Below are 20,027 nucleotides of genomic sequence, written 5' to 3'. Positions count from 1 at the left end.
GGACCAGAGGGGGAAGAATGCTGCTCGCACGTCTCCTGGAACAAGCCATCACGGCCGACGCGCTCGGTCTTGTCGATGCCCACGGGGTACGCCACGCCTTCGGACGGGCCACCCCCGACGTCACCATCCGGTTGCACGACAAGGCGCTGCACCGCGACCTGATCCTCACGCCGCGCCTGAGCTTCGGCGAAGCCTACATGGACGGCCGCCTGACCATCGAGGGCGGCACGATCTACGACGCGCTGGCGATCCTCAGCCGCGGCACCGAGGTCCACGGCGTCGTCGGGCGGGTTCACGAATGGCTGGTGCCGACCATCCGCTTCTTCGAACAGAACAACCACCTGGGCCGGTCGCGCCGCAACGTCGCCCACCATTACGACCTGTCGCGCCGGCTCTACGAGCTGTTCCTCGACGCCGACATGCAGTACTCCTGCGCCTATTTCGCCCGGCCCGGCATGAGCCTGGACGAGGCGCAGGAGGCGAAGAAGCGGCACATCGCCGCCAAGCTCCTGCTCAAGCCCGGCCATCGCGTGCTCGACATCGGGTGCGGGTGGGGGGGCATGGCGCTCTACCTGGCGAGCCGCACCGGCGCCCACGTCACCGGCATCACCCTGTCCAGGGAACAGCTCGCCGTGTCCCGCGAGCGGGCGGCGGCGGCCGGCCTCGGCGACCGCGTCCGGTTCGAGCTGCGCGACTACCGCGAGGTGGAGGGGACGTTCGACCGGGTCGTCTCGGTCGGCATGTTCGAGCACGTCGGCGTCCCCCACTACGGAGCGTTCTTCGCCAGGGTCCGCGACCTGCTGCGGGACGACGGCGTGGCGCTGGTCCACTCGATCGGCCGCAGCGACGGCCCGGGCAGCACCAACAGCTGGTTCCGCAAGTACATCTTCCCCGGCGGCTACTCCCCCGCCCTGTCGGAGGTTCTGCCCACCGTGGAGACGGCGGGGCTGTGGGCCACCGACATGGAGGTGCTGCGCCTCCACTACGCCGAGACGGTGCGCCATTGGCGCGAACGCTTCCAGGCGCAGCGGGCGGCGGCGGCCCGGCTGTACGACGAACGGTTCTGCCGGATGTGGGAGTTCTATCTCGCCGGCTCGGAGATCGCCTTCCGGTACCAGGGGCACATGGTGTTCCAGGTCCAGCTGGCCCGGTCGATGGGCGCCGTTCCCCTGACTCGCGACTACATGGTGGACACCGAGCGCGTCCTGGCCGACGCCGATGCGGCCGCCGCCGGCTCCGGCACCCCGTCGGCGGAGACCGCGGCAGCGTAGGGCGGCCGCCACGGCGGAGATTTCATCCCCGTGATTGTCCACATGGGGATGAAACTTTTGCACAGGTTTTCGGGGGTGGCATGTGCGCTTGGCGCAGCCGCCCCCGCCGGCCCTTTGCTATGGTGCCGGCCATGGACGACACCCTTGCCCGCACTTCGGCCGCCGCCTACGGCGCCGGCCCGTCCCAGCCGTCCGGCGCTCCGGACTACCGCTCCCCCCCGCACAACGAGGAGGCGGAACAGGCCCTGCTGGGGGCCATCCTGGTCAACAACAAGGCGTACGAGAGGGTCGGCGACTTCCTCAAGGCGCCGCATTTCTACGACCCGGTGCACCAACGCATCTTCGAGGCCGTCGTCAAGCTGATCGACCGGGGGCAGATCGCCAACCCGGTGACCCTGAAGGCCTATTTCGAGAACGACCCGGCGCTGGCCGGCGAAGGCGGGGCGAGCTACCTGGCCGAGTTGGCGGCCAACGTGGTCACGGTGGTCAACGCGGCCGACTACGGCCGGACCATCCACGACCATTTCCTGCGCCGCCAGCTCATCGAGGTCGGCACCGACATGGTCAACGAGGCGTTCCGCCACGACCTCGACAGCAACGCCATGGACCAGATCTCGGACGCGGAGAAGCAGCTTTTCGAGCTCGCCTCGACCGGCGAGATCCAGGGCGGATTCGTGTCCTTCTCGGAGTCCGTGAAGGTCGCCATCGAGATGGCCGAATCGGCCTTCCGCCGCTCCAGCCATGTCACCGGCGTGACCACCGGGCTGGTCGACATCGACCGCAAGATGGGCGGCCTGCACCCCTCCGACCTGGTCATCCTGGCCGGACGGCCATCGATGGGCAAGACCGCGCTGGCCACCAACATCGCCTTCAACGCCGCCAAGGCGTTCATGCGTTCGGGCGGGCAGGAGGGCGCCGGGGTCGGGTTCTTCTCCCTCGAAATGTCGTCCGAACAGCTCGCCACCCGCATTCTCGCCGACGAGACCCAGGTGCCCGGCGACAAGATCCGCCGCGGCGAGATCCGTGACACCGATTTTCCCAAATTCGTCCACGCCAGCCAGGAACTGGCCCGGGTGCCCTTCTACGTCGACGACACCCCGGCGCTGTCGGTGGCCGCCGTGCGCACCCGCTGCCGCCGCCTCAAGCGCACCCAGGGCCTGGGCCTCGTGGTGGTCGACTATCTCCAGCTCCTGCGCGGCTCGTCCAGCCGGGGGGCGGAGAACCGGGTGCAGGAGATCTCCGAGATCACCCGCGGCCTCAAGGCGATCGCCAAGGAGCTGGACCTGCCGGTGCTGGCGCTGTCCCAGCTCAGCCGTGCGGTGGAACTGCGCGAGGACAAGCGCCCGCAGCTGGCCGATCTGCGCGAGTCCGGCTCCATCGAGCAGGACGCCGACGTCGTCATGTTCGTGTTTCGCGAGCAGTACTACCTGGAGCGGGCGGAGCCGAGCCGGCGCCAGGACGAGAGCGACGACAAGTTCAACGACCGCTACCAGCGCTGGCAGCAACGCCTGGGCGAAGTCCACAACACCGCCGAGGTCATCCTGGCCAAGCAGCGTCACGGCCCGATCGGCACGGTGCGGCTGTTCTTCGACGGGCAGTTCACCAAGTTCGGCGACCTCGACCAGCGCCACGACGATTTCGCCAATGAATGACCCGCTGCGACGCGCCGGCGCGGTGCTGACCGTCGACCTCGGCGCGGTCGTCGCCAACTGGCGCCGGCTGCGCGACCGCGTGGCCCCGGCGGACTGCGCCGCCGTGGTCAAGGCGGACGCCTACGGCCTCGGCGCGGCCCGGGTCGCCCCCGCCCTGCGGGCCGCCGGCTGCGCCACCTTCTTCGTCGCCCTGCTCGACGAGGCGCTGGCCCTGCGGCCGCTGCTTCCCGGGGCGGAGATCCTGTGCCTGGGCGGCCTGCCGGCCGGCACCGAGGCGGAGGTGGCGGAGGCCGGCATCGTGCCGGTGCTCAACCACCCCGGCGAGATCGCGTCGTGGGCGGCGTTCGCCCGCGCCCGTGGCACCGTGCTGCCGGCGGCCGTGCACATCGACACCGGGATGAACCGGCTGGGCCTGGCTCCGGCCGACCTCGACGCGCTCGCCGCGGCACCGGAACGGCTGGCCGGCCTCTCCGTCCGGCTGTGGATGAGCCACCTCGCCTGCGCCGAAACCGACACCGCGATGAACGGCGAACAGAGGGCCCGATTCGCCGCCGCGCTGCGCCGCCTGCCCCCGGCCCCGGCCAGCCTCGCCAACTCCTCGGGCATCTTCCGCGGTTCCGCCTTCCACTACGCCCTCGCCCGGCCGGGCTGCGCCCTTTATGGCGTCAACCCGACGCCGGATTCGCACAACCCGATGGCCGGAGTCGTCCGACTCGACGCGCGCGTGCTCCAGGTGCGGGACGTTGACAGCCCTATGACCGTTGGCTACGGTGCCACACACCGCGTCGCCAGGAGTGGCAGGATTGCAACAATCGCAGTGGGTTACGCCGACGGATACCTGCGCTCGCTCAGCGGGCGCGGCCACGTGTACGTGGACGGGGCGGCGGCGCCGGTGGTCGGGCGGGTCTCGATGGACCTGGTGACCGTCGACGTGTCCTCCCTGCCCGACGGCGCCGTGGCGCCCGGGACCATGGTGGAGGTCATCGGTCCGCACCGCCCGGTGGACACCGTGGCGGACGACGCCGGGACCATCGGGTACGAGGTGCTGACGGCGCTCGGCCCGCGCCACCATCGGGTCTACGCCGCGCCACCCTCGGGAGGGTCGGCATGGCGTTCCTAGCCGCCATCGGACGGGCCTTCCTGGTGTTCCTCTCGGCGACCGGCAACGTCGCCATGTTCACCGGGACCGCCATCTCCCACTGCGTGCGGCCGCCGATCTATGCCCGGCAGATGCTGCGGCAGATGATCGACATCGGCTATTATTCCTTGCCGGTGGTGGGCCTGACCGCCCTCTTCACAGGCATGGTCCTGGCGCTGCAAAGCTATTCCGGCTTCGCCCGGTTCCAGGCGGAGGGGGCGATCGCCACGGTCGTCGTGCTGTCGGTGACCCGCGAACTGGGGCCGGTGCTGGCCGGGCTGATGGTGGCCGGGCGGATCGGCGCGGCGATGGCGGCGGAGATCGGCACCATGCGGGTGACCGAACAGATCGACGCGCTCTCGACGCTCTCGACCAACCCCTTCAAGTACCTGGTGGTGCCGCGCCTGATCGCCGGCCTGACCATGCTGCCGCTGCTGGTCCTGGTGGCCGACATCATCGGCGTGTTCGGCGGTTTCCTGGTGAGCGTCTACCGCCTGGGCTTCAACCCGGCCTCCTACATCTCCCGCACCTGGGAGTTTCTGGAGCCGGTGGACGTCATCTCCGGGCTGGTCAAGGCCTCGGTGTTCGGCTTCATGATCGCCCTGATGGGCTGCTACTTCGGCTACCGCTCCAGGGGCGGCGCCCAGGGTGTCGGGCAGGCGACGACCAACGCCGTGGTCGCCGCGTCGATCCTCATCCTGGTGTCCAACTATCTCATCACCGGCATCTTCTTTTCGGACAAATGACCGAACCTCCCAAGATAGCGCTGGCCGGCGTGCACAAGAGCTTCGGGCCGAAGACCGTGCTGAACGGCATCGACCTGGAGGTGGTGCGCGGCGAGTCGCTGGTCATCATCGGCGGGTCGGGAACCGGCAAGTCGGTGATGCTCAAGTGCATCCTCGGCCTGCTGCACGCCGATTCCGGATCGATCCGCGTCGACGGGCAGGAAACGACCCGCCTGCGCACCCGCGACCGCGAGAGGCTGCTGCACAAGTTCGGCATGCTGTTTCAGGGCGCGGCGCTGTTCGACAGCCTCCCGGTGTGGGAGAACGTCGCCTTCGGGCTGATTCAGGGCGAGAACATGGCGCGCGCCAAGGCCCGCGACATCGCCGTGGCCAAGCTGGGCGCCGTCGGGCTCGCGCCCGAGGTGGCCGACCTGTCGCCGGCCGAGCTGTCGGGCGGCATGCAGAAGCGCGTCGGTCTGGCCCGCGCCATCGCCGACGAGCCGGAGATCATCTTCTTCGACGAGCCCACCACCGGGCTCGACCCGATCATGGCCGACGTCATCAACGGGCTGATCGTGCAGTGCGTGAAGGATCTCGGCGCCACCGCCGTGACCATCACCCACGACATGGCCTCGGCCCGCAAGATCGCCGACCGCATCGCCATGATCCACCAGGGCCGCATCATCTGGACCGGCGCCGCCCGCGACATCGACTCCTCGGGCAACGCCTACGTCGACCAGTTCGTCCACGGCAAGGCCGAGGGACCGATCCAGATGCAGGTCCGCGCCCTCTGACGGAGCCGCCGGTATGGACCCTCGCCTCAGCCTCGTGACCCTCGGCGTGTCGGATCTGGAGCGGTCCCGCGGGTTCTACCGATCGCTGGGATGGGTCGAATCCTCGGCCGGCAACGAGGATGTGGCCTTCTTCCAGGCCGGCGGCGTGGTGCTGGGTCTGTTCGGCCGCGCCTCCCTGGCCGCCGACGCCGGCGTGGCCGAGGCGGGCGAGGGATTCCGTGCCGTGACCCTGGCCCACAACGTGCGCAGCCGCGACGCGGTCGCCACCGTGCTCGACGAGGCGGTCGCCGCCGGAGCCCGCCTGGTGAAGCCGGCCCAAGACGTCTTCTGGGGTGGGCACGCCGGCTATTTCGCCGATCCCGACGGCCATCTCTGGGAGGTCGCCTGGAACCCCTTCTTCCCGCTCGACGCCAGCGGCGCCGTCACCCTGCCGGCGTGATCGGGCCGACCGGGGGCGGCGGCCGCACCATGCGGTCCGGCACGCCCCCGTCGCGCTCACGCCGTCAGTTGCCGAAGAGGTAGCCGACGCGGGCGCCCACGAAGCTCATCCCGCCATTGCCCTCGTTGCCGATGTTGGCGTTGGACATGTGCTGGATGTAGGCGCCGACGGTGATCTGGTTCGCGAAGACGTAGCCGATCTCCAGGGATTCGTGGAACAGCCAGCGGGTCCCCATCGCCTCCTCGTCGAGGTTCGTGTAGAACTCGCCGACCGGGTCGCGGCTGTTGCATCCCGAGGCCAACTCGGCGGCCGTGCAGGCCCGCCGCGTGCGGTCCAGATTGCCGTCGTGCACCGCGATTCCCAGAGCCGGCGCGATGTAGAATCCGCTCTCGAACGGGTAGGTCCAGGTGAAACCGGCGTAGGCGCGGTTCGTGCCCCCGTCGGTGTTGACGGAGCCGCCGAGCATCGCCCGCGGGCTGGCGAGCACCTGAAGCAGCTTGCTGTCGAAATCGGCGAGGACGATCGGTGCGGACAGCAGCTCGACCGAGATGTCGAGGGTGTTGCTGTCCTTGTAGTCGTGATCGAAATCCTGGGCGTGGCCACCGATCTTGATTTCGTACCCCGGGAAGCCCCCGACTGTTGCCTCCGCCGCCTGCGCCCCGCCAGCGCCCAAAGCCGTGGCCAACGCCACCACGAACACGATGCGATTCATCAAGCCTCCCGCCGGACTAAAAGTCCGAATGTCACTGCAAGCAGCAATGTGTGGCGCAGAGGCTACCACGGATGGGGAGTGCCGTCGCGCGCGCGGCAAGGCGCCCGGCGCGCGGTGTGGCAAGGTTGCGGTAAGGTGTGGCCTTCAGGTCGCGTCCGGGGACGGCGGCGCGCCGATCCCGCGCCGCGTCGCGCCCATGGCCAGCGCCGCCGACAACTCTGGATTGAGCGCGGCACCAAGCGCGGCCACCTGGGACGTGATGGCGAAGTCGCCGCGCGCGACGCATGCCAGAAGGTCGGCGCGACTCATCACTTCGACGCGCATCTCCTCGAGGTCGCCGGAGTCCGGCTCGGCGACCGCCCGGCAGCCGTCGGCGAGGAACAGATGGCCATGCGGCCCCCTCTGGTTGCCCAGCGCGACGTGGCCGCCAAGGTCGGTCCAGCGCGCGGCCGTGCAGCCGGTTTCCTCCATCAGCTCGCGCCGCGCACAGTCCAGGGGGGGCTCGTCGCCCTCCACCGTTCCCGCCGGGAATCCCAGGTTGACCCGGCGCGGGCCGTGCTTGTACTGGCGCAGCAGCACGAATCGTCCGTCGTCGAGCCGCGGCACGATGATGACGAAGGCCCGCATGTCGACCTGGTGGAAGGCGACCCGGCGGCCGTCGGGCAGCGCCAGCTCCTCCTCGCGAATCCGCAGCCAGGGCTCGTGGGCGTAGACCTCGCGGGACGACAGGATCGTCCAGGGCCGGAGCGCGTCCGCCACGCCGCCCGTCACCCGTAGGGCGGCCGGGTGTGCCCGGCCGGCGACAGGGTGAAGATCTCGCACCCGTCCTCGGTGATGCCGACCTGGTGCTCGAACTGGGCCGACAGGGAGCGGTCGCGGGTCACCGTGGTCCACCCGTCGGACAGCACCTTCACGTCGCGCCGGCCGGCGTTCAGCATCGGTTCGATGGTGAAGACCATCCCCGGCACCAACGGCATGCCCTTCCCCGCCGCGCCGAAGTGGTCGACATGGGGGGCGTCGTGGAAGACGCGGCCGATGCCGTGCCCGCCGAATTCCCGGACCACCGACAGCCGGTTGGCCTCGGCCAGCGTCTGGATGGCGTGGCCGACGTCGCCCAGCGTGTTGCCCGGCCGCGCCTGGGCGATGCCGATCATCATCGCCTCGTAGGTCGTCTCCACCAGGCGCCGCGCCTTCACGCCGACCCCGTCGCCCACGTAGAACATGCGGCTGGTGTCGCCGAACCAGCCGTCGAGGATCACCGTCACGTCGATGTTGACGATGTCGCCCTTGGCCAGGCGTTTGTCGTCGCTGGGAATGCCGTGATTGACCACATGGTTGGGCGAGATGCAGCTCGCCGCCGGGTAGCCCTTGTAGCCGAGGGTCGCCGGGATCGCGCCGTGGTCGCGCATGAAGGCCTCGATGGTCCGGTCGAGCTGGCCCGTCGTCACCCCCGGCACCACCAGCGGCGCCACATGGTCGAGGGTCTCCGCCGCCAGCCGCCCGGCGCGGCGCAGGCAGGCGAAATCCTCGGCGGTGTACAGGGGCACCGGACGGCCTTCGTGGTCCTTCACCGTGGCGCGGCCGGCGTCTCTGGCCGGCGTCTGTTCTGTCGCGTGCTTCATCGTCTCGAGCTCTTGTCCGGCCGCCACCTTGGGCGATCGGGCGCATGGCGGCAAGTCGGTTTCGCCCGTAGTGGTCACAGGCGGCCGTGCTATATAAGGCCGTCCGCGTCCGAGCGTTCCCGACTCCCCATCCGAAACAGCAGACCAGCAGGGCCTTGGCTAAACCCACCTCGCGCTACGCCTGCCAGTCGTGCGGCGCCACCTTCCCGAAATGGGCGGGACGGTGCGACGCGTGCGGCGAATGGAACTCCTTGATGGAGGAGGCCGCGCCCGACGCCGCGCCCAAGGGGCTGGGTCCCGCCCGTGGCCGGCGCATCGATTTCGTGGGCCTGGCCGGCGCCGCGCAGCCGGCGCCGCGGCGCACCACCGGCATCGCCGAGCTGGACCGGGTGTGCGGCGGCGGCCTGGTCCCGGGCTCGGCCATCCTGATCGGGGGCGACCCGGGAATCGGCAAGTCGACCCTGCTGCTGCAGGCCGTGGCCCAGCTGGCCCGGGAGCACCGGTGCGCCTACGTCTCGGGGGAGGAGGCGGTGGATCAGGTGCGCCTGCGCGCCCGGCGCCTGGGCGTCGCCGACCGCCCGGTCGACCTCGCCTCGGCCACCAGCGTGCGGGACATCGCCGCCAGCCTCGACGTCACCGACGGTCCCGACGTGGTGGTGATCGATTCCGTGCAGACCATGTATGTCGACACCCTCGACAGCGCCCCCGGCACTGTGGCGCAGGTCCGCGCCTCCGCCCAGGAGCTGATCCGCGTCGCCAAGCGGCGCGGCGTCGTTCTCCTGCTGGTCGGTCACGTCACCAAGGAGGGCACCATCGCCGGCCCCCGGGTGCTCGAGCACATGGTCGACACCGTGCTCTATTTCGAAGGCGAGCGGGGCCACCAGTTCCGCATCCTGCGCGCGGTGAAGAACCGCTTCGGGCCGACCGACGAGATCGGCGTCTTCGAGATGACCGACCGCGGCCTGTCGGAGGTCGCCAACCCGTCCGCCCTGTTCCTGGCGGAGCGGCGCGGCGACGTCTCCGGTGCCGCGGTGTTCGCCGGCATGGAAGGCACCCGGCCGGTGCTGGTCGAGGTTCAGGCGCTCGTCGCCCCCTCCCCCCTCGGCACCCCGCGGCGCGCCGTGGTCGGCTGGGATTCGGCGCGGCTCGCCATGGTGCTGGCGGTGCTGGAGGCGCGGTGCGGCGTTCAGATCGGCGCCAACGACGTCTACCTCAACGTCGCCGGCGGGCTGCGGATCACCGAACCGGCGGCCGACCTCGCGGTGGCGGCGGCCCTGGTCTCGTCGCTGACCGGTGAGCCGGTGCCGGCCGACACCGTGGTGTTCGGGGAGATCGGGCTGTCGGGCGAGGTGCGGGCGGTCAGCCAGGCCGACACCCGGCTCAAGGAGGCGGCGAAGCTCGGGTTCTCGTCCGCGCTGGTTCCGGCCAGGCGGAGCGGCGGCCGGGGCGACGGCACGCTGCGCACCGTGGACCTGCATCACCTGGGCGAACTGATGCCCCTGTTCGAGGGTGGCGGAGCCGGCGGCCCCGCGCCGTCGCGCTGACGAGGAGGAATCGAGGATAGGGCCGATGGAGAACTTTCCGATCAACCCGGTGGACCTCGCCGTGTTCGCCGTGCTCCTGCTCTCGGCGATGCTGGCCTTCACCCGCGGCATGGTGGCCGAGGTGCTGTCGGTCGCGTCCTGGGTCGGTGCCGCGTTCGCGACGCTGTACGCGCTGCCCCACGTCCTGCCGTACGCACGGGAGTACATCCCGTTCGAGATGCTGGCCTATGCGGCGTCCGCCGCCGGCGTCTTCATCCTGTCGCTGGCCGTGCTGACGATCGGGTCCGGGCGCGTTTCGCATCGCGTGCAGAACTCGCAGCTGTCGGCTCTGGACCGGTCCCTGGGATTCGTTTTCGGGCTGATGAAGGGTGCCATTCTGGTGTCGGTCGCCTATCTCTTCTTCGTCTGGCTGGTGCCACCCGCCGAACACCCGGCGTGGCTTCAGCAGGCGAAGACCCGGCCGCTGCTGGCGACCGGGGCCGGTGCGATCTACGAGTTCGTGCCGGAGCATCTGCGCGCCGAAGGGTTGAGCCGGGCCGACCTGGCGCGCGAACGGGCCCGCCAGGCCATCGAGGCGAAGGAGGCGCTGGACCGCCTCTCCACCCCGGTGCCGGCCGGGACGAATCCGACGGATGCGCCGCCCTCGGATACCGGCTATAAGGAGCGAGATCGCGGCGATCTCGAGCGTTTGATCCAGAACACCCGCTGAGGACGCGCCCCGTGTCAGACGAGGACCATTCCCCGATGCCGACCACGAACCCGTTCGATGACGACAAGCTGCACGAAGAGTGCGGCGTGTTCGGCATTCATCGCCATGCGCAGGCCGCCGCCATCACGGCGCTGGGGTTGCACGCGTTGCAGCACCGCGGCCAGGAGGCGGCCGGCATCGTCAGCAGCAACGGCACGGAGTACCACGTCGAGCACACCCTGGGGCTGGTCGGCGACCATTTCTCCAGCGAGGCGGTGATCGGCAAGCTGACCGGGGCCTCGGCCATCGGCCACGTGCGCTACGCCACCACCGGCGGCACCATGCTGCGCAACGTTCAGCCCCTCTACGCCGATTTCGAGTTCGGCGGCTTCGCGCTGGCCCACAACGGCAACCTCACCAACGCCCAGGCCCTCAAGCGCCAGCTCGTGCGGCGCGGCTGCCTGTTCCAGTCGACCACCGACACCGAGGTCATCGTCCACCTCATGGCGCTGGCCCGTGGCGGCTCGGCCGTCGACCGCATGATCGAGGCGGTGCGCCAGATCGAGGGCGCCTTCTCGCTGGTCGCCATCGCCGAGAACACGGTGATCGGCCTGCGCGACCCCCTCGGGGTGCGGCCGCTGGTCCTCGGCCGCCTCGGCGACGCCCATCTCCTGGCCAGCGAGACCTGCGCGCTGGACATCGTCGGCGCCGATTTCGTGCGCGACGTCGAACCCGGCGAGATGATCGTCCTCGACGATTCCGGGGTGCACAGCGTCCGCCCCTTCCAGCCCAGCGGCCGCCGCTTCTGCATCTTCGAGTACATCTATTTCGCGCGCCCCGACAGCGTGATGGAGGGCAACTCGGTCTACGAGGCGCGCCAGAACATCGGCCGCGAACTGGCCCGCGAGGCCGGCATCGACGCCGATCTCGTGGTGCCGGTGCCCGACAGCGGCGTCCCCGCGGCGTTGGGCTACGCGTCGCAGAGCAACATCCCCTTCGGGCTGGGAATCATCCGCAACCACTACGTCGGGCGCACCTTCATCGAGCCGACGGACCAGATCCGTCACCTCGGCGTCAAGCTCAAGCACAACGCCAACCGGGCGATGATCGAGGGCAAGCGCGTCATCCTGGTCGACGATTCGATCGTCCGCGGCACGACCTCGAAGAAGATCGTGGAGATGATGCGCCTGGCCGGCGCCCGCGAGGTGCACATGCGAATCTCCAGCCCGCCGACCTCGCACCCCTGCTTCTATGGCATCGACACCCCAGAACAGGGTAAGCTGCTGGCGCACCGCATGTCGGTGGAGGGAATGCGCGAGTTCATCGGTGCCGACAGCCTCGCCTTCATCTCGCTCGACGGCCTCTACCGGGCCATGGGCGAGGCGAAGCGCGACCAGGGGAAGATGCGTTACTGCGACGCCTGCTTCACCGGCGACTACCCGATCGCCCTGTCGGACCGCGACTCGCAGGAAGCCAACACCACGCCCGTTTTGCCGCGCCGCGCCGTGGCGCGGGCCTGACGGGGGGGACGGGGCATGGGGCGCAACACCGGGGCGGCGGCGGTGGCCGCCGGGCTGGCCATCGGGCTCGCCGTCGGGCTGGCGACGTCGCCGGCGGCGGCGGCCGGCGAGGCCGCCAGGCCCTGGCTGGTGGAGGTTCCCCACCCCTCCGACGGCATGGTGACCGACCACATCCTCGCCGTGCCGGCGGCGCGCACGGTGGTGGACCTCACCGACCCCGCGTCCCTCCTCGCCCTCGCCGTGCCGGTCTCCGCAGCCCCGCTCGATGCCGGGCCGGTCGGTGCCGAGCCGGCCTACGCCGACCAGGCCGCCGGCTGGTGCGCCCGGGGCGCCATCTTCAGCACCGTGTTCGCGGTGGGATTCGCCGTCCCGGCCATCGCCAGCGGCGCCGCGGCGCCGCTGGGCGCCGCCGAGCTGGTCGCAACGGCCGGCAGCGGTTGCGGCTTTTCGATGCTGTGGGGGGCCGCCATCTCCGGCGCCGTCTGGGCGGCGCAGACCTACCTCGTCGAACCCTCGCTGGCGGTGCCCACGCCGTCGGCACCGACCCTGGAGGCCGCCGCCGACGGCGACGCGCTCCGCGTCGCCTTCCTGGACCGGCTGACCGGCCGCTGAGGCCGCCGCCGTCGCCCCTTTCCGAGAGATCCACGTCATGTCCCGTCTCGCCGGGCGCATCGCCCTCATCACCGGCGCCTCCCGCGGCATCGGTGCCGCCGTCGCCAAGCGTCTGGCCGCCGAAGGCGCCCACGTCATCCTCACCGCCCGCACCAGCGGCGGGCTGGAGGAGACCGACGACGCGATCCGCACCGCGACCGGCCAGAACGCGACGCTGGTGCCCCTGGACCTGCGGAAGTTCGACCAGATCGACCAGCTCGGCCAGGCCGTCTACGACCGATTCCAGCGTCTGGACATCCTGGTCGGCAACGCCGGCCTTCTGGAATCGCTCGGGCCGGTGGCGCACACCGATCCGAAGACCTGGCAGCGGGTCTTCGACACCAACGTCACCGCCAATTTCCGGCTGATCCGCAGCGTCGACCGGCTGTTGCGCGCCTCGGACGCCGGGCGGGCGATCTTCGTCACATCGGGTGCGGCGTCCGCCCCCTATCCCTATTGGGGTGTGTACGCCGCCAGCAAGGCGGCGTTGGAGATGATGGTGCGGACCTACGCCATGGAGATCGCCAAGTCGCCGCTGCGGGTCAACCTCGTCGATCCCGGCGTGGTCGGCACCCGGCTGCGCGCCCAGGGCTTCCCGGGCGAGGACTCGGGCAGCCTGACCCAGCCCGACGCGGTGACCGACGCCTTCGTCGACCTTGCCGATCCCGCCTGCACCCGCCAGGGCGAGATCATCCACGCCCAGGGCTGAGCCGTCCCGGCACGTGTGGCGCGGCGGCGGTGTCGGGCGGCCATCAGCCGCCCGCGGCGTCAGTCGTCGGCGTAGGGGTTCTTGCGCTTGCGCAGGACGATGCGGATGGGAACGCCCGGCAGGTCGAACGTCTGCCGCAGCCCCGCCGCGAGATACCGCTGGTAGCTCTCCGGCAGGTCGAGCGGCTTGTTCACGAACAGCGCGAAGGTCGGCGGCCGGGCCTTGATCTGGGTCATGTAGCGGATCTTGACCCGGCGCCCGTCGACGAGGGGCGGCGGGTGGTGCTCGACCACCCCCTCCAGCCAGCGGTTCAGCCGGGCGGTGGAGATGCGGCGGTTCCACACCGTGTAGGTCGCCAGCAGCGCATCCAGGAGAACGTCGAGCTTCTGCCCCTTCAGCGCCGAGATGGTGACGGTGCGGATGCCCCGGGCCTGGGCCAGCGACGCCTCGAGCTTGTCCTCGAGCTGCTTGAGCGCCATGGCCCGGTTGTCCACCGCATCCCACTTGTTCAAGGCGATGACCAGGGCGCGGCCTTCCTCGATCACCATGCGGGCGATGGTGAGATCCTGCTTGTCGAAGATCTGCGTGGGGTCGAGGACGAGCACCACCATCTGGGCCATGCGGACGACCCGCAGCGCATCGGCGACCGCAAGCTTCTCCACCTTGCCCTCGACCCGGGCGCGGCGGCGCATCCCGGCGGTGTCGACCAGGCGGAAGGGCCGGCCACGCCACGTCCAGTCCACCGCGATCGCGTCGCGGGTCATGCCGGCCTCCGGGCCGGTCAGCACCCGCTCCTCGCCGATCAGGCTGTTGAGCAGGGTCGACTTGCCGACGTTGGGCCGGCCGACGATCGCGATCTGGATCGGCTTGGACAGGTCCTCGTCGTCCTGGTCCCGCTCGTCGTCCTCGCCGTCGGGTGCACCGGTGGCGGCGCCCTCGCCGTCCTCGTGGTCCTCGTCGCCGCCCGGCCCGGCCGCTGCGCCCGGCAGTCCCCCGTCCGCCAGCCCCCCGTCCGCCAGCCCCCCCTCGTCCGGTCGCGGCGCGGCCTCCTCGTCGCGCGCATACGGGAGCAGGGCCTCCACCAGGTCGGCCATGCCCTCACCATGCTCGGCCGAGAGCGGCACGGGGTCGCCGAGGCCCAGCTCGTAAGCCTCCATCATGCCCGCCTCGCCGACCCGGCCTTCGGCCTTGTTGGCGACCAGGACCACCGGGATCCTGCCTTTGCGCAGCCACGCCGCGAAATGGCGGTCGAGCGGCGTGATCCCGGCGCGGGCGTCGATCAGGAACAGCGCCACGTCGGCGCGGCCGAGCGCCACCTCGGTCTGGCGACGCATGCGCGCCTCCAGGCTGTCGTCGAACACCTCCTCGAGGCCCGCGGTGTCGATCACGGTGAAGGACACGCCGCCGACATGGCCGTCGGCCGCGCGCCAGTCGCGGGTCACGCCGGGCGCGTCGTCGACGAGCGCCAGCTTCTTCCCGGCCAGCCGGTTGAACAGCGTCGACTTGCCCACATTGGGCCGGCCGACGATCGCCACGGTAAAGGTCATGCGACCGGAAACCCCGTCCTGGAATACGAACACACCTGATATAGCAAGCCGGCCCGGCGCGCCCATAGGGGCGCGCCGGGCCGGCGGCGGCGACGGCGTCCTGTTACCGGAAAGCGACGAGCGTGCCGCTGTCGGTCAGGACGTAGAGGGTGCTGCCCGCCACCACGGGCGCCAGATAGGCGGCATCGGGCAGCCGGTGCCGCGTCACCACGGCGCCGTTCTCCGGGGACAGCGCCAGCAGCTCCGCGTTCGATCCGGCGATCCACAGGCGGCCGCCGGCGAGCACCGGACCGGCCCAGGAGATGCGCCCTTCGCGGTCCTCCGGGTCCTCGTAGCGGTCGAGCGGGACCACCCATTTCGCCCGGCCGGAGCGGCGGGCGATGGCCATCACCTCGCTGTCGTTGGTCACGACGTAGATGAACTCCCCGGCCACCCACGGCGTCTCGACGCCGCCGACGTCCTGCTCCCACAGGCGGGCGCCGATGCGCTCGTCGACCGCCACCATGCGCCCGGAATGGCTGATGGCGAACACCACGCCGCCGTCGATCACCGGCAGGCCGCGGATGTCGGCCAAGCCGCTGAGGGCGCCGCCGCGGCGGATCGCCGCCAGGTTCTCCTGCCAGGCGACGCGGCCGTTCTCCGGGCGCAGGCCGAACATCTCGCCCGACGAGAACGGCACCACCACCAGGTTCGACGACGCCGCCGGGCTGGCCGAGCCGAGCAGCCCCGCCGCCTCCAGCAGCCCCGCGTGGCTCCACAGCAGCTCGCCGGTCTCCGCCGAGACGGCGACAAGCTGGTTGTCGAGGGTGACGGCGTAGACCCGGCCGCCCGCCACGGTGGGCGCCCCGCGGACCGGCCCGGACACCCGGCGCCGCCACTGCACGTCCCCGCTGGCCGGATCGAGGGCCAGCAGCTCGCCATACCCGGTGGCGGCGAACAGGCGCCCGTCGGCGTAGGCGACGCCGCCGCCCGTGGCGTCGCCGCGCTCCTTCTCCGGCCGGGTGTCGACCCGCCACAGCCGCGCCCCGGTCCGGGCGTCGACCGCGCCGACGTGGGACTCCCCGTCCATCGCATAGACCCGGCCAGCGGCCACGACCGGCTGGGTCAGGAGGACCAGGTCGCCGCCGGCTCCGGTGCCGACGTCGCTGCGCCAGACCTCCGCCGGGGACGCGGCCAGCGCGGCGTGGCCAAGATCGTGCTCGGCGTTGCCGCCGACCTGTGGCCAGGCATCGTTGCTCACCGCCGGCGGCAGGGTGACCGGGGTGCCCGCGAGCTCGGGGTCCGCGGTGACCTTGGATTCGCGCACCAGAACGGCGACCCGGTCACCCGGCAGGGGCGGCGGCTCCGATTTGCCGAACCAGCCGTCGGTGGTGTCGCAGCCGGCCAGGGCCAGGCCGAGGAGGGGGGCCGACAGCAGCGCGGCGCGGGCGGTACGCTTCCAGGTCATCGGGTCTTGCCGTATAGGGCGGCAAGATCGCCGGCCCGCGAGCGCACGCCCGCGGGAGCCGACGCATCGTCCGCCAGTTGCTGGAACAGGGCGTGGGCGCGGTCTTGGTCGCCGGCGCGGGCGGCGAGGGTCGCCTCCATCTCCCGGGCGGAAAAGCGCCACGGGCTGGAGTCGGCGGTGAGCGGCTGGAGGCGGGCCACCAGGGCCGCCCGGTCGCCACCGTCGAGCTGGTGCATCACCGCCAGCAGCGTGGCGAGGTCGCGGTACACGGCGGTCGCGCCGGTGTCGGCGGCGATCGCCTCGTAGACCGCCACGGCGGCCGCGGTGTCGCCCTTGCGGACCAGCAGGGTCGCCTCGTTGAGGCGGGCCACCGCGGCGAGGTCGCCGTCGGCGTCGGCGAGCACCGGGGCCAGCGCGTCGAGGCCCTGCTGCGGCCCCGCGGCGGCGGCATCCACCGCGGCGACCAGCGCCGCGGTGTCGGCGGTCTGTTCGGAGCGTTGCCACGCCGTCCAGCCATTGTAGGCGGCGACACCACCGACAACCACCACCACCGCCGCGATGGCCAAGCCGCCATAGCGCTTGAACAACCGCTCCATGCGGTCGCGACGCAGATCCTCATCGACTTCGCGGAAAATATCGCTCATGGCCCTACAAGCGGCGTGCGGGACTGCGGGGAACGGTTGCGCCCCGGGGGTCGGATTCTCGAACCGGCCGGATAGCAGACCCCCCGCCCCCGGTCAAGGCCGCGCCGCCGTCGGAGCGCACGATGGCGATCGCCCCGGGGCGTCGGACGCCGTCACCCGGCGTCCCGCCATTTGATCGAACAGCCCATGCTGGCGATCTGATCGGCCGGCCCCTGGCCGGTGTCGGCGATGCGGCACATGGCGTGGAAAAGCTCGCGCGGTGCGTCGGGGACGGACTCGCGGCGCGACGCGTCGAGGCGGCCCCGGTACTGCAACTCGAGGTCGGCGTTGAAGCCGAAGAAATCGGGCGTGCACACCGCGCCATAGGCGCGGGCCACCGCCTGGCTCTCGTCCAGCAGATAGGGGAAGGAGAAGCGATGGCGCTCGGCGAACCGCTTCATCGGCTCCATGCCGTCCTCGGGATACTGCGCCGTGTCGTTGGACATGATCGCCGCGGCGCCGATGCCGTGCTGGCGCAGGTCGGCGACGTCACGCACCAGGCGATCGATGACCGCCTGCACATAGGGGCAATGGTTGCAGATGAACATGACCAGGGTGCCGCGCGGCCCCCGCACGTCCGCCAGGCTCCAGGACCGCCCGTCCACCCCCGGCAAGTTGAATTCGGCCGCCGTCCAACCGAAGTCGCAGATCGGCGTTTCCGCTGCCATGGTCGCCTCCTTTGCCTGTCGGCACACAGGGTACGCCGGGAAAACGCCAGCGCAATACGCCAAAGGATCGACCCTGCTCCCCATGCCGTGCCCCCGCCTCCGCCCGGCGGGGGCGACGACGCATCATCCGGCCATCTGCGACGCGGCGATGACCGCCTGGGTGCGGTTCTTCACGCCCAGCGACTTGAAGATGGCGGTGACGTGGATCTTCACCGTCCCTTCGGACAGGCCCAGTTCATAGGCGATCTGCTTGTTCGACTTGCCGGCGCGCAGACAGTCCAGCACCTCGCGCTGGCGCTGCGTCAGGCCGTAGCTGCCCGACCGCTCCCCCGCCGGTTCCGGCGTCCGGCGGCGGCTGCCGTGGTCGGCGCCGAAGTTGATGGCGCCCGGCGGAACGTAGATGCCGCCGGAGAACACCAGGTTCAGGGCCCCCATCATGACCTTCACGCTGGACGATTTGGGGATGTAGCCCGTGGCCCCGGCGTCGAGCGCACCGCGGATGTCGTTCAGCGATTCCGACGCGGACACGACCACGATCGGCGTTCCCGGCTGAAGTCCGGAGACCTCCCGGATGCCGTCGAACCCGGGCCACCCCGGCATGTGCAGATCCATGAGGAGGACATCGAAACGCTCGTCGTTCTGGCAGTGCTCGGTCACCTCGCCGAAGGTCCCCGCTTCGACGAACGCCGCATCGGAATGCAGTTGCTCCAGCAACCGGCGCAAACCCTCGCGGAACAGCAGATGGTCGTCCCCGATCAAAATACGCATGGCTTCGGTCCACTTCTTGTGGCCGCCCCCCGAAGGACTGGCCGTTCCAGAATAGCGACGCTTAGGGATACAGCTACCACAATCGGTAGTGTGTCTGTATACGGACAAGCGCCATACGCCATTTGAAGCCGTCGGGTTGCAGCGGGCGCCCCTCCTTTTCACCCGAGGCCATGCCACCCTGGCGAAGGGTATAGGCCCTGGACCAAAGCCAAGGCGTTCCGCCGGGTTCGCGGATCGGCCGAACGGGCCGCCCCGGCCCCGGAGGTCGGGCCGATGGAGCGCGGCGCCACGGCGTGGGCGCACTTTCGGGTAGAAACACCCAACCCGGACGCGCCGGACGCCACGAAATCATGGTGATCGCCCCCACCATCTGGGACACGGCCCGGCCCCTCCATGATCGGCGAAAACGGCTTAAGTGTTATCACACGGTCACATCCCGCTATCCAATCAGCGTGAATTGGCGATGTTGAATTATAATCCAACGTTTGATTTACAGTGCGGCACTCGAATTTATAAGATCAGCATTACACTGTCAAGTTTTCTTGCAGTTATTGCCACAGAGGGTAGTAGTTCAAATGAACATTTGCGCGAAATCGTTAGCCCGATGCGACGGGGACCCAAGGATCGCCGCTGCCCGCCCCGGGTCAGCCGTGGAGAGCCAAGGAAAGTCAGAGCCAGCCCATGCACCTGCATCGTGAAAACACGCCGGATCCTGCGTTTCACCTGCCCAGCAACCCAGCGGTGACTGCCATGCACGTTTGCCTGATCCTGGACGACGACGCCCTGACGGACACCGTGGTGGGGGCGCTGGAAAGCGCCGGCCGTCATCGCCTCACCGTCTTCCATGACATCGGCGAACTCACCCAGAGCGCGATGACGCCGGACGCCGTGCTCATCGGGCTCCAGCAGTTCACGGCGCTGCGCGAGAACGAGCCGATGGTGTATCTGCGGCTGTCGCGCCGCTCGCGCATCGTCGTGGTCCTGTCCTCGCGCGAGCTGCTCGACGCAGCCCACGTGCTGGCCTTCGCCGACGCCTGGGTGTTCAAGGACATCAACGTCGACCGCATCAACGAGCTGCTCGACCTCGGGCTCGAGGGGCACTGCCTGATGCCCAAGCAGTTCTTGTCACGCCTCGGGGTCGACGAGATCCGGCTGTCGCTGCTGCCCCGCCTGTCGGAGTCGGAGTTCGAGACCCTGCGGCTGCTTGGCGAGGGCCTGAACAACCGCACCATCGCCGGCCACCTCGAGTTGTCCGAGGCGGTCATCAAGTCGATGGTGCGCAGCGTGCTGTCGAAGCTTCATTTCCGGAACCGCACCGAGGCGGGGGTGTTCGCGGCGCGCCAGCACGGCGCGTTGCTGCCGGCCCGCCACGCCGACGCCATCCCCCTGGACCGCACCGGGACGTGACCGCCACCGCGCGTCCCCAGCGCGCTCGCGACGGGGCGGGGC

The 20,027-nt window shown here is 70.4% G+C and carries 20 protein-coding genes; 12 read left to right on the top strand and 8 right to left on the bottom strand.

Annotated features, from left to right (window positions below; all coding sequences use genetic code 11):
• Positions 1–17: 17 nt before the first annotated feature.
• From AC6H2I_RS03635 to AC6H2I_RS03610, 6 genes are all read left to right on the top strand, one after another.
• Positions 18–1,271 carry a cyclopropane fatty acid synthase gene (locus tag AC6H2I_RS03635; RefSeq protein WP_497499208.1) on the top strand — a complete coding sequence of 418 codons (1,254 nt, stop codon included), beginning with the start codon at positions 18–20 and terminating at the stop codon, positions 1,269–1,271.
• Between the two features lie 131 nt (positions 1,272–1,402).
• Positions 1,403–2,923: a replicative DNA helicase gene (locus AC6H2I_RS03630; protein WP_497499207.1), complete on the top strand. Its 1,521-nt coding sequence runs from the start codon at positions 1,403–1,405 to the stop codon at positions 2,921–2,923.
• Positions 2,916–4,043, top strand: a complete 1,128-nt coding sequence (gene alr, locus AC6H2I_RS03625) for an alanine racemase (RefSeq protein WP_497499206.1) — start codon at positions 2,916–2,918, stop codon at positions 4,041–4,043. The genes AC6H2I_RS03630 and alr overlap by 8 nt, the downstream gene beginning before the upstream one ends.
• Positions 4,031–4,807, top strand: a complete 777-nt coding sequence (locus tag AC6H2I_RS03620; protein WP_497499205.1) for an MlaE family ABC transporter permease — start codon at positions 4,031–4,033, stop codon at positions 4,805–4,807. The genes alr and AC6H2I_RS03620 overlap by 13 nt, the downstream gene beginning before the upstream one ends.
• Positions 4,804–5,580, top strand: coding sequence for an ABC transporter ATP-binding protein (locus AC6H2I_RS03615; RefSeq protein ID WP_497499204.1), 777 nt, complete (start codon positions 4,804–4,806; stop codon positions 5,578–5,580). The genes AC6H2I_RS03620 and AC6H2I_RS03615 overlap by 4 nt, the downstream gene beginning before the upstream one ends.
• Before the next feature lie 13 nt (positions 5,581–5,593).
• Positions 5,594–6,019, top strand: a complete 426-nt coding sequence (locus AC6H2I_RS03610) for a VOC family protein (protein ID WP_497499203.1) — start codon at positions 5,594–5,596, stop codon at positions 6,017–6,019.
• A 64-nt stretch (positions 6,020–6,083) separates the two neighbouring features.
• Here AC6H2I_RS03610 and AC6H2I_RS03605 read toward each other — a convergent pair whose 3' ends face one another.
• From AC6H2I_RS03605 to map, 3 genes are all read right to left on the bottom strand, one after another.
• Positions 6,084–6,731 carry an acyloxyacyl hydrolase gene (locus tag AC6H2I_RS03605; protein WP_497499202.1) on the bottom strand — a complete coding sequence of 216 codons (648 nt, stop codon included), beginning with the start codon at positions 6,729–6,731 and terminating at the stop codon, positions 6,084–6,086.
• 144 nt (positions 6,732–6,875) lie between these two features.
• Entirely contained in the window at positions 6,876–7,490 is a 615-nt protein-coding gene (locus AC6H2I_RS03600; protein ID WP_497499201.1) for an NUDIX hydrolase, read from the bottom strand.
• Between the two features lie 8 nt (positions 7,491–7,498).
• Positions 7,499–8,353: a type I methionyl aminopeptidase gene (gene map / locus AC6H2I_RS03595; RefSeq protein ID WP_497499200.1), complete on the bottom strand. Its 855-nt coding sequence runs from the start codon at positions 8,351–8,353 to the stop codon at positions 7,499–7,501.
• 155 nt (positions 8,354–8,508) lie between these two features.
• On the opposite strand from map, the gene radA reads away from it, so the two are divergent.
• The 5 genes from radA to AC6H2I_RS03570 are packed head-to-tail and all read left to right on the top strand — an operon-like array spanning position 8,509 to position 13,465.
• The gene (radA, locus tag AC6H2I_RS03590) at positions 8,509–9,897 is read left to right on the top strand and encodes a DNA repair protein RadA (protein ID WP_497499199.1); all 1,389 of its coding nucleotides are present in this window, start codon (positions 8,509–8,511) and stop codon (positions 9,895–9,897) included.
• A gap of 25 nt (positions 9,898–9,922) precedes the next feature.
• Positions 9,923–10,606, top strand: a complete 684-nt coding sequence (locus tag AC6H2I_RS03585; RefSeq protein WP_497499198.1) for a CvpA family protein — start codon at positions 9,923–9,925, stop codon at positions 10,604–10,606.
• A 35-nt stretch (positions 10,607–10,641) separates the two neighbouring features.
• The gene (gene purF / locus AC6H2I_RS03580) at positions 10,642–12,105 is read left to right on the top strand and encodes an amidophosphoribosyltransferase (RefSeq protein WP_497499197.1); all 1,464 of its coding nucleotides are present in this window, start codon (positions 10,642–10,644) and stop codon (positions 12,103–12,105) included.
• 15 nt (positions 12,106–12,120) lie between these two features.
• On the top strand, positions 12,121–12,717 hold the full coding sequence (locus AC6H2I_RS03575; protein ID WP_497499196.1) for a hypothetical protein: 597 nt from the start codon (positions 12,121–12,123) through the stop codon (positions 12,715–12,717).
• A gap of 37 nt (positions 12,718–12,754) precedes the next feature.
• Complete coding sequence (locus AC6H2I_RS03570; protein WP_497499195.1) at positions 12,755–13,465, top strand: SDR family NAD(P)-dependent oxidoreductase; 711 nt, start codon at positions 12,755–12,757, stop codon at positions 13,463–13,465.
• Between the two features lie 59 nt (positions 13,466–13,524).
• Here AC6H2I_RS03570 and der read toward each other — a convergent pair whose 3' ends face one another.
• From der to AC6H2I_RS03545, 5 genes are all read right to left on the bottom strand, one after another.
• Entirely contained in the window at positions 13,525–15,012 is a 1,488-nt protein-coding gene (gene der, locus AC6H2I_RS03565) for a ribosome biogenesis GTPase Der (protein WP_497499194.1), read from the bottom strand.
• A 103-nt stretch (positions 15,013–15,115) separates the two neighbouring features.
• Entirely contained in the window at positions 15,116–16,459 is a 1,344-nt protein-coding gene (locus tag AC6H2I_RS03560; RefSeq protein WP_497499193.1) for an outer membrane protein assembly factor BamB family protein, read from the bottom strand.
• Positions 16,456–17,103: a tetratricopeptide repeat protein gene (locus tag AC6H2I_RS03555; RefSeq protein ID WP_497499192.1), complete on the bottom strand. Its 648-nt coding sequence runs from the start codon at positions 17,101–17,103 to the stop codon at positions 16,456–16,458. The genes AC6H2I_RS03560 and AC6H2I_RS03555 overlap by 4 nt, the downstream gene beginning before the upstream one ends.
• Positions 17,104–17,255: 152 nt before the next feature.
• Positions 17,256–17,810, bottom strand: coding sequence for a thioredoxin family protein (locus tag AC6H2I_RS03550; protein WP_497499191.1), 555 nt, complete (start codon positions 17,808–17,810; stop codon positions 17,256–17,258).
• 123 nt (positions 17,811–17,933) lie between these two features.
• Positions 17,934–18,578, bottom strand: a complete 645-nt coding sequence (locus AC6H2I_RS03545; RefSeq protein ID WP_497499190.1) for a response regulator transcription factor — start codon at positions 18,576–18,578, stop codon at positions 17,934–17,936.
• A gap of 750 nt (positions 18,579–19,328) precedes the next feature.
• Between AC6H2I_RS03545 and AC6H2I_RS03540 the strand changes: the two genes are divergently transcribed.
• A complete protein-coding gene (locus AC6H2I_RS03540; protein ID WP_497499189.1) occupies positions 19,329–19,985 on the top strand; it encodes a response regulator transcription factor in 657 nt (218 codons plus the stop codon).
• Positions 19,986–20,027: the final 42 nt, after the last annotated feature.

It is taken from the genome of Azospirillum sp. NS33, from assembly GCF_059703765.1.
Note: the sequence above shows the minus strand (reverse complement) of the source record. Positions and strands in the feature narration are given on the sequence as shown.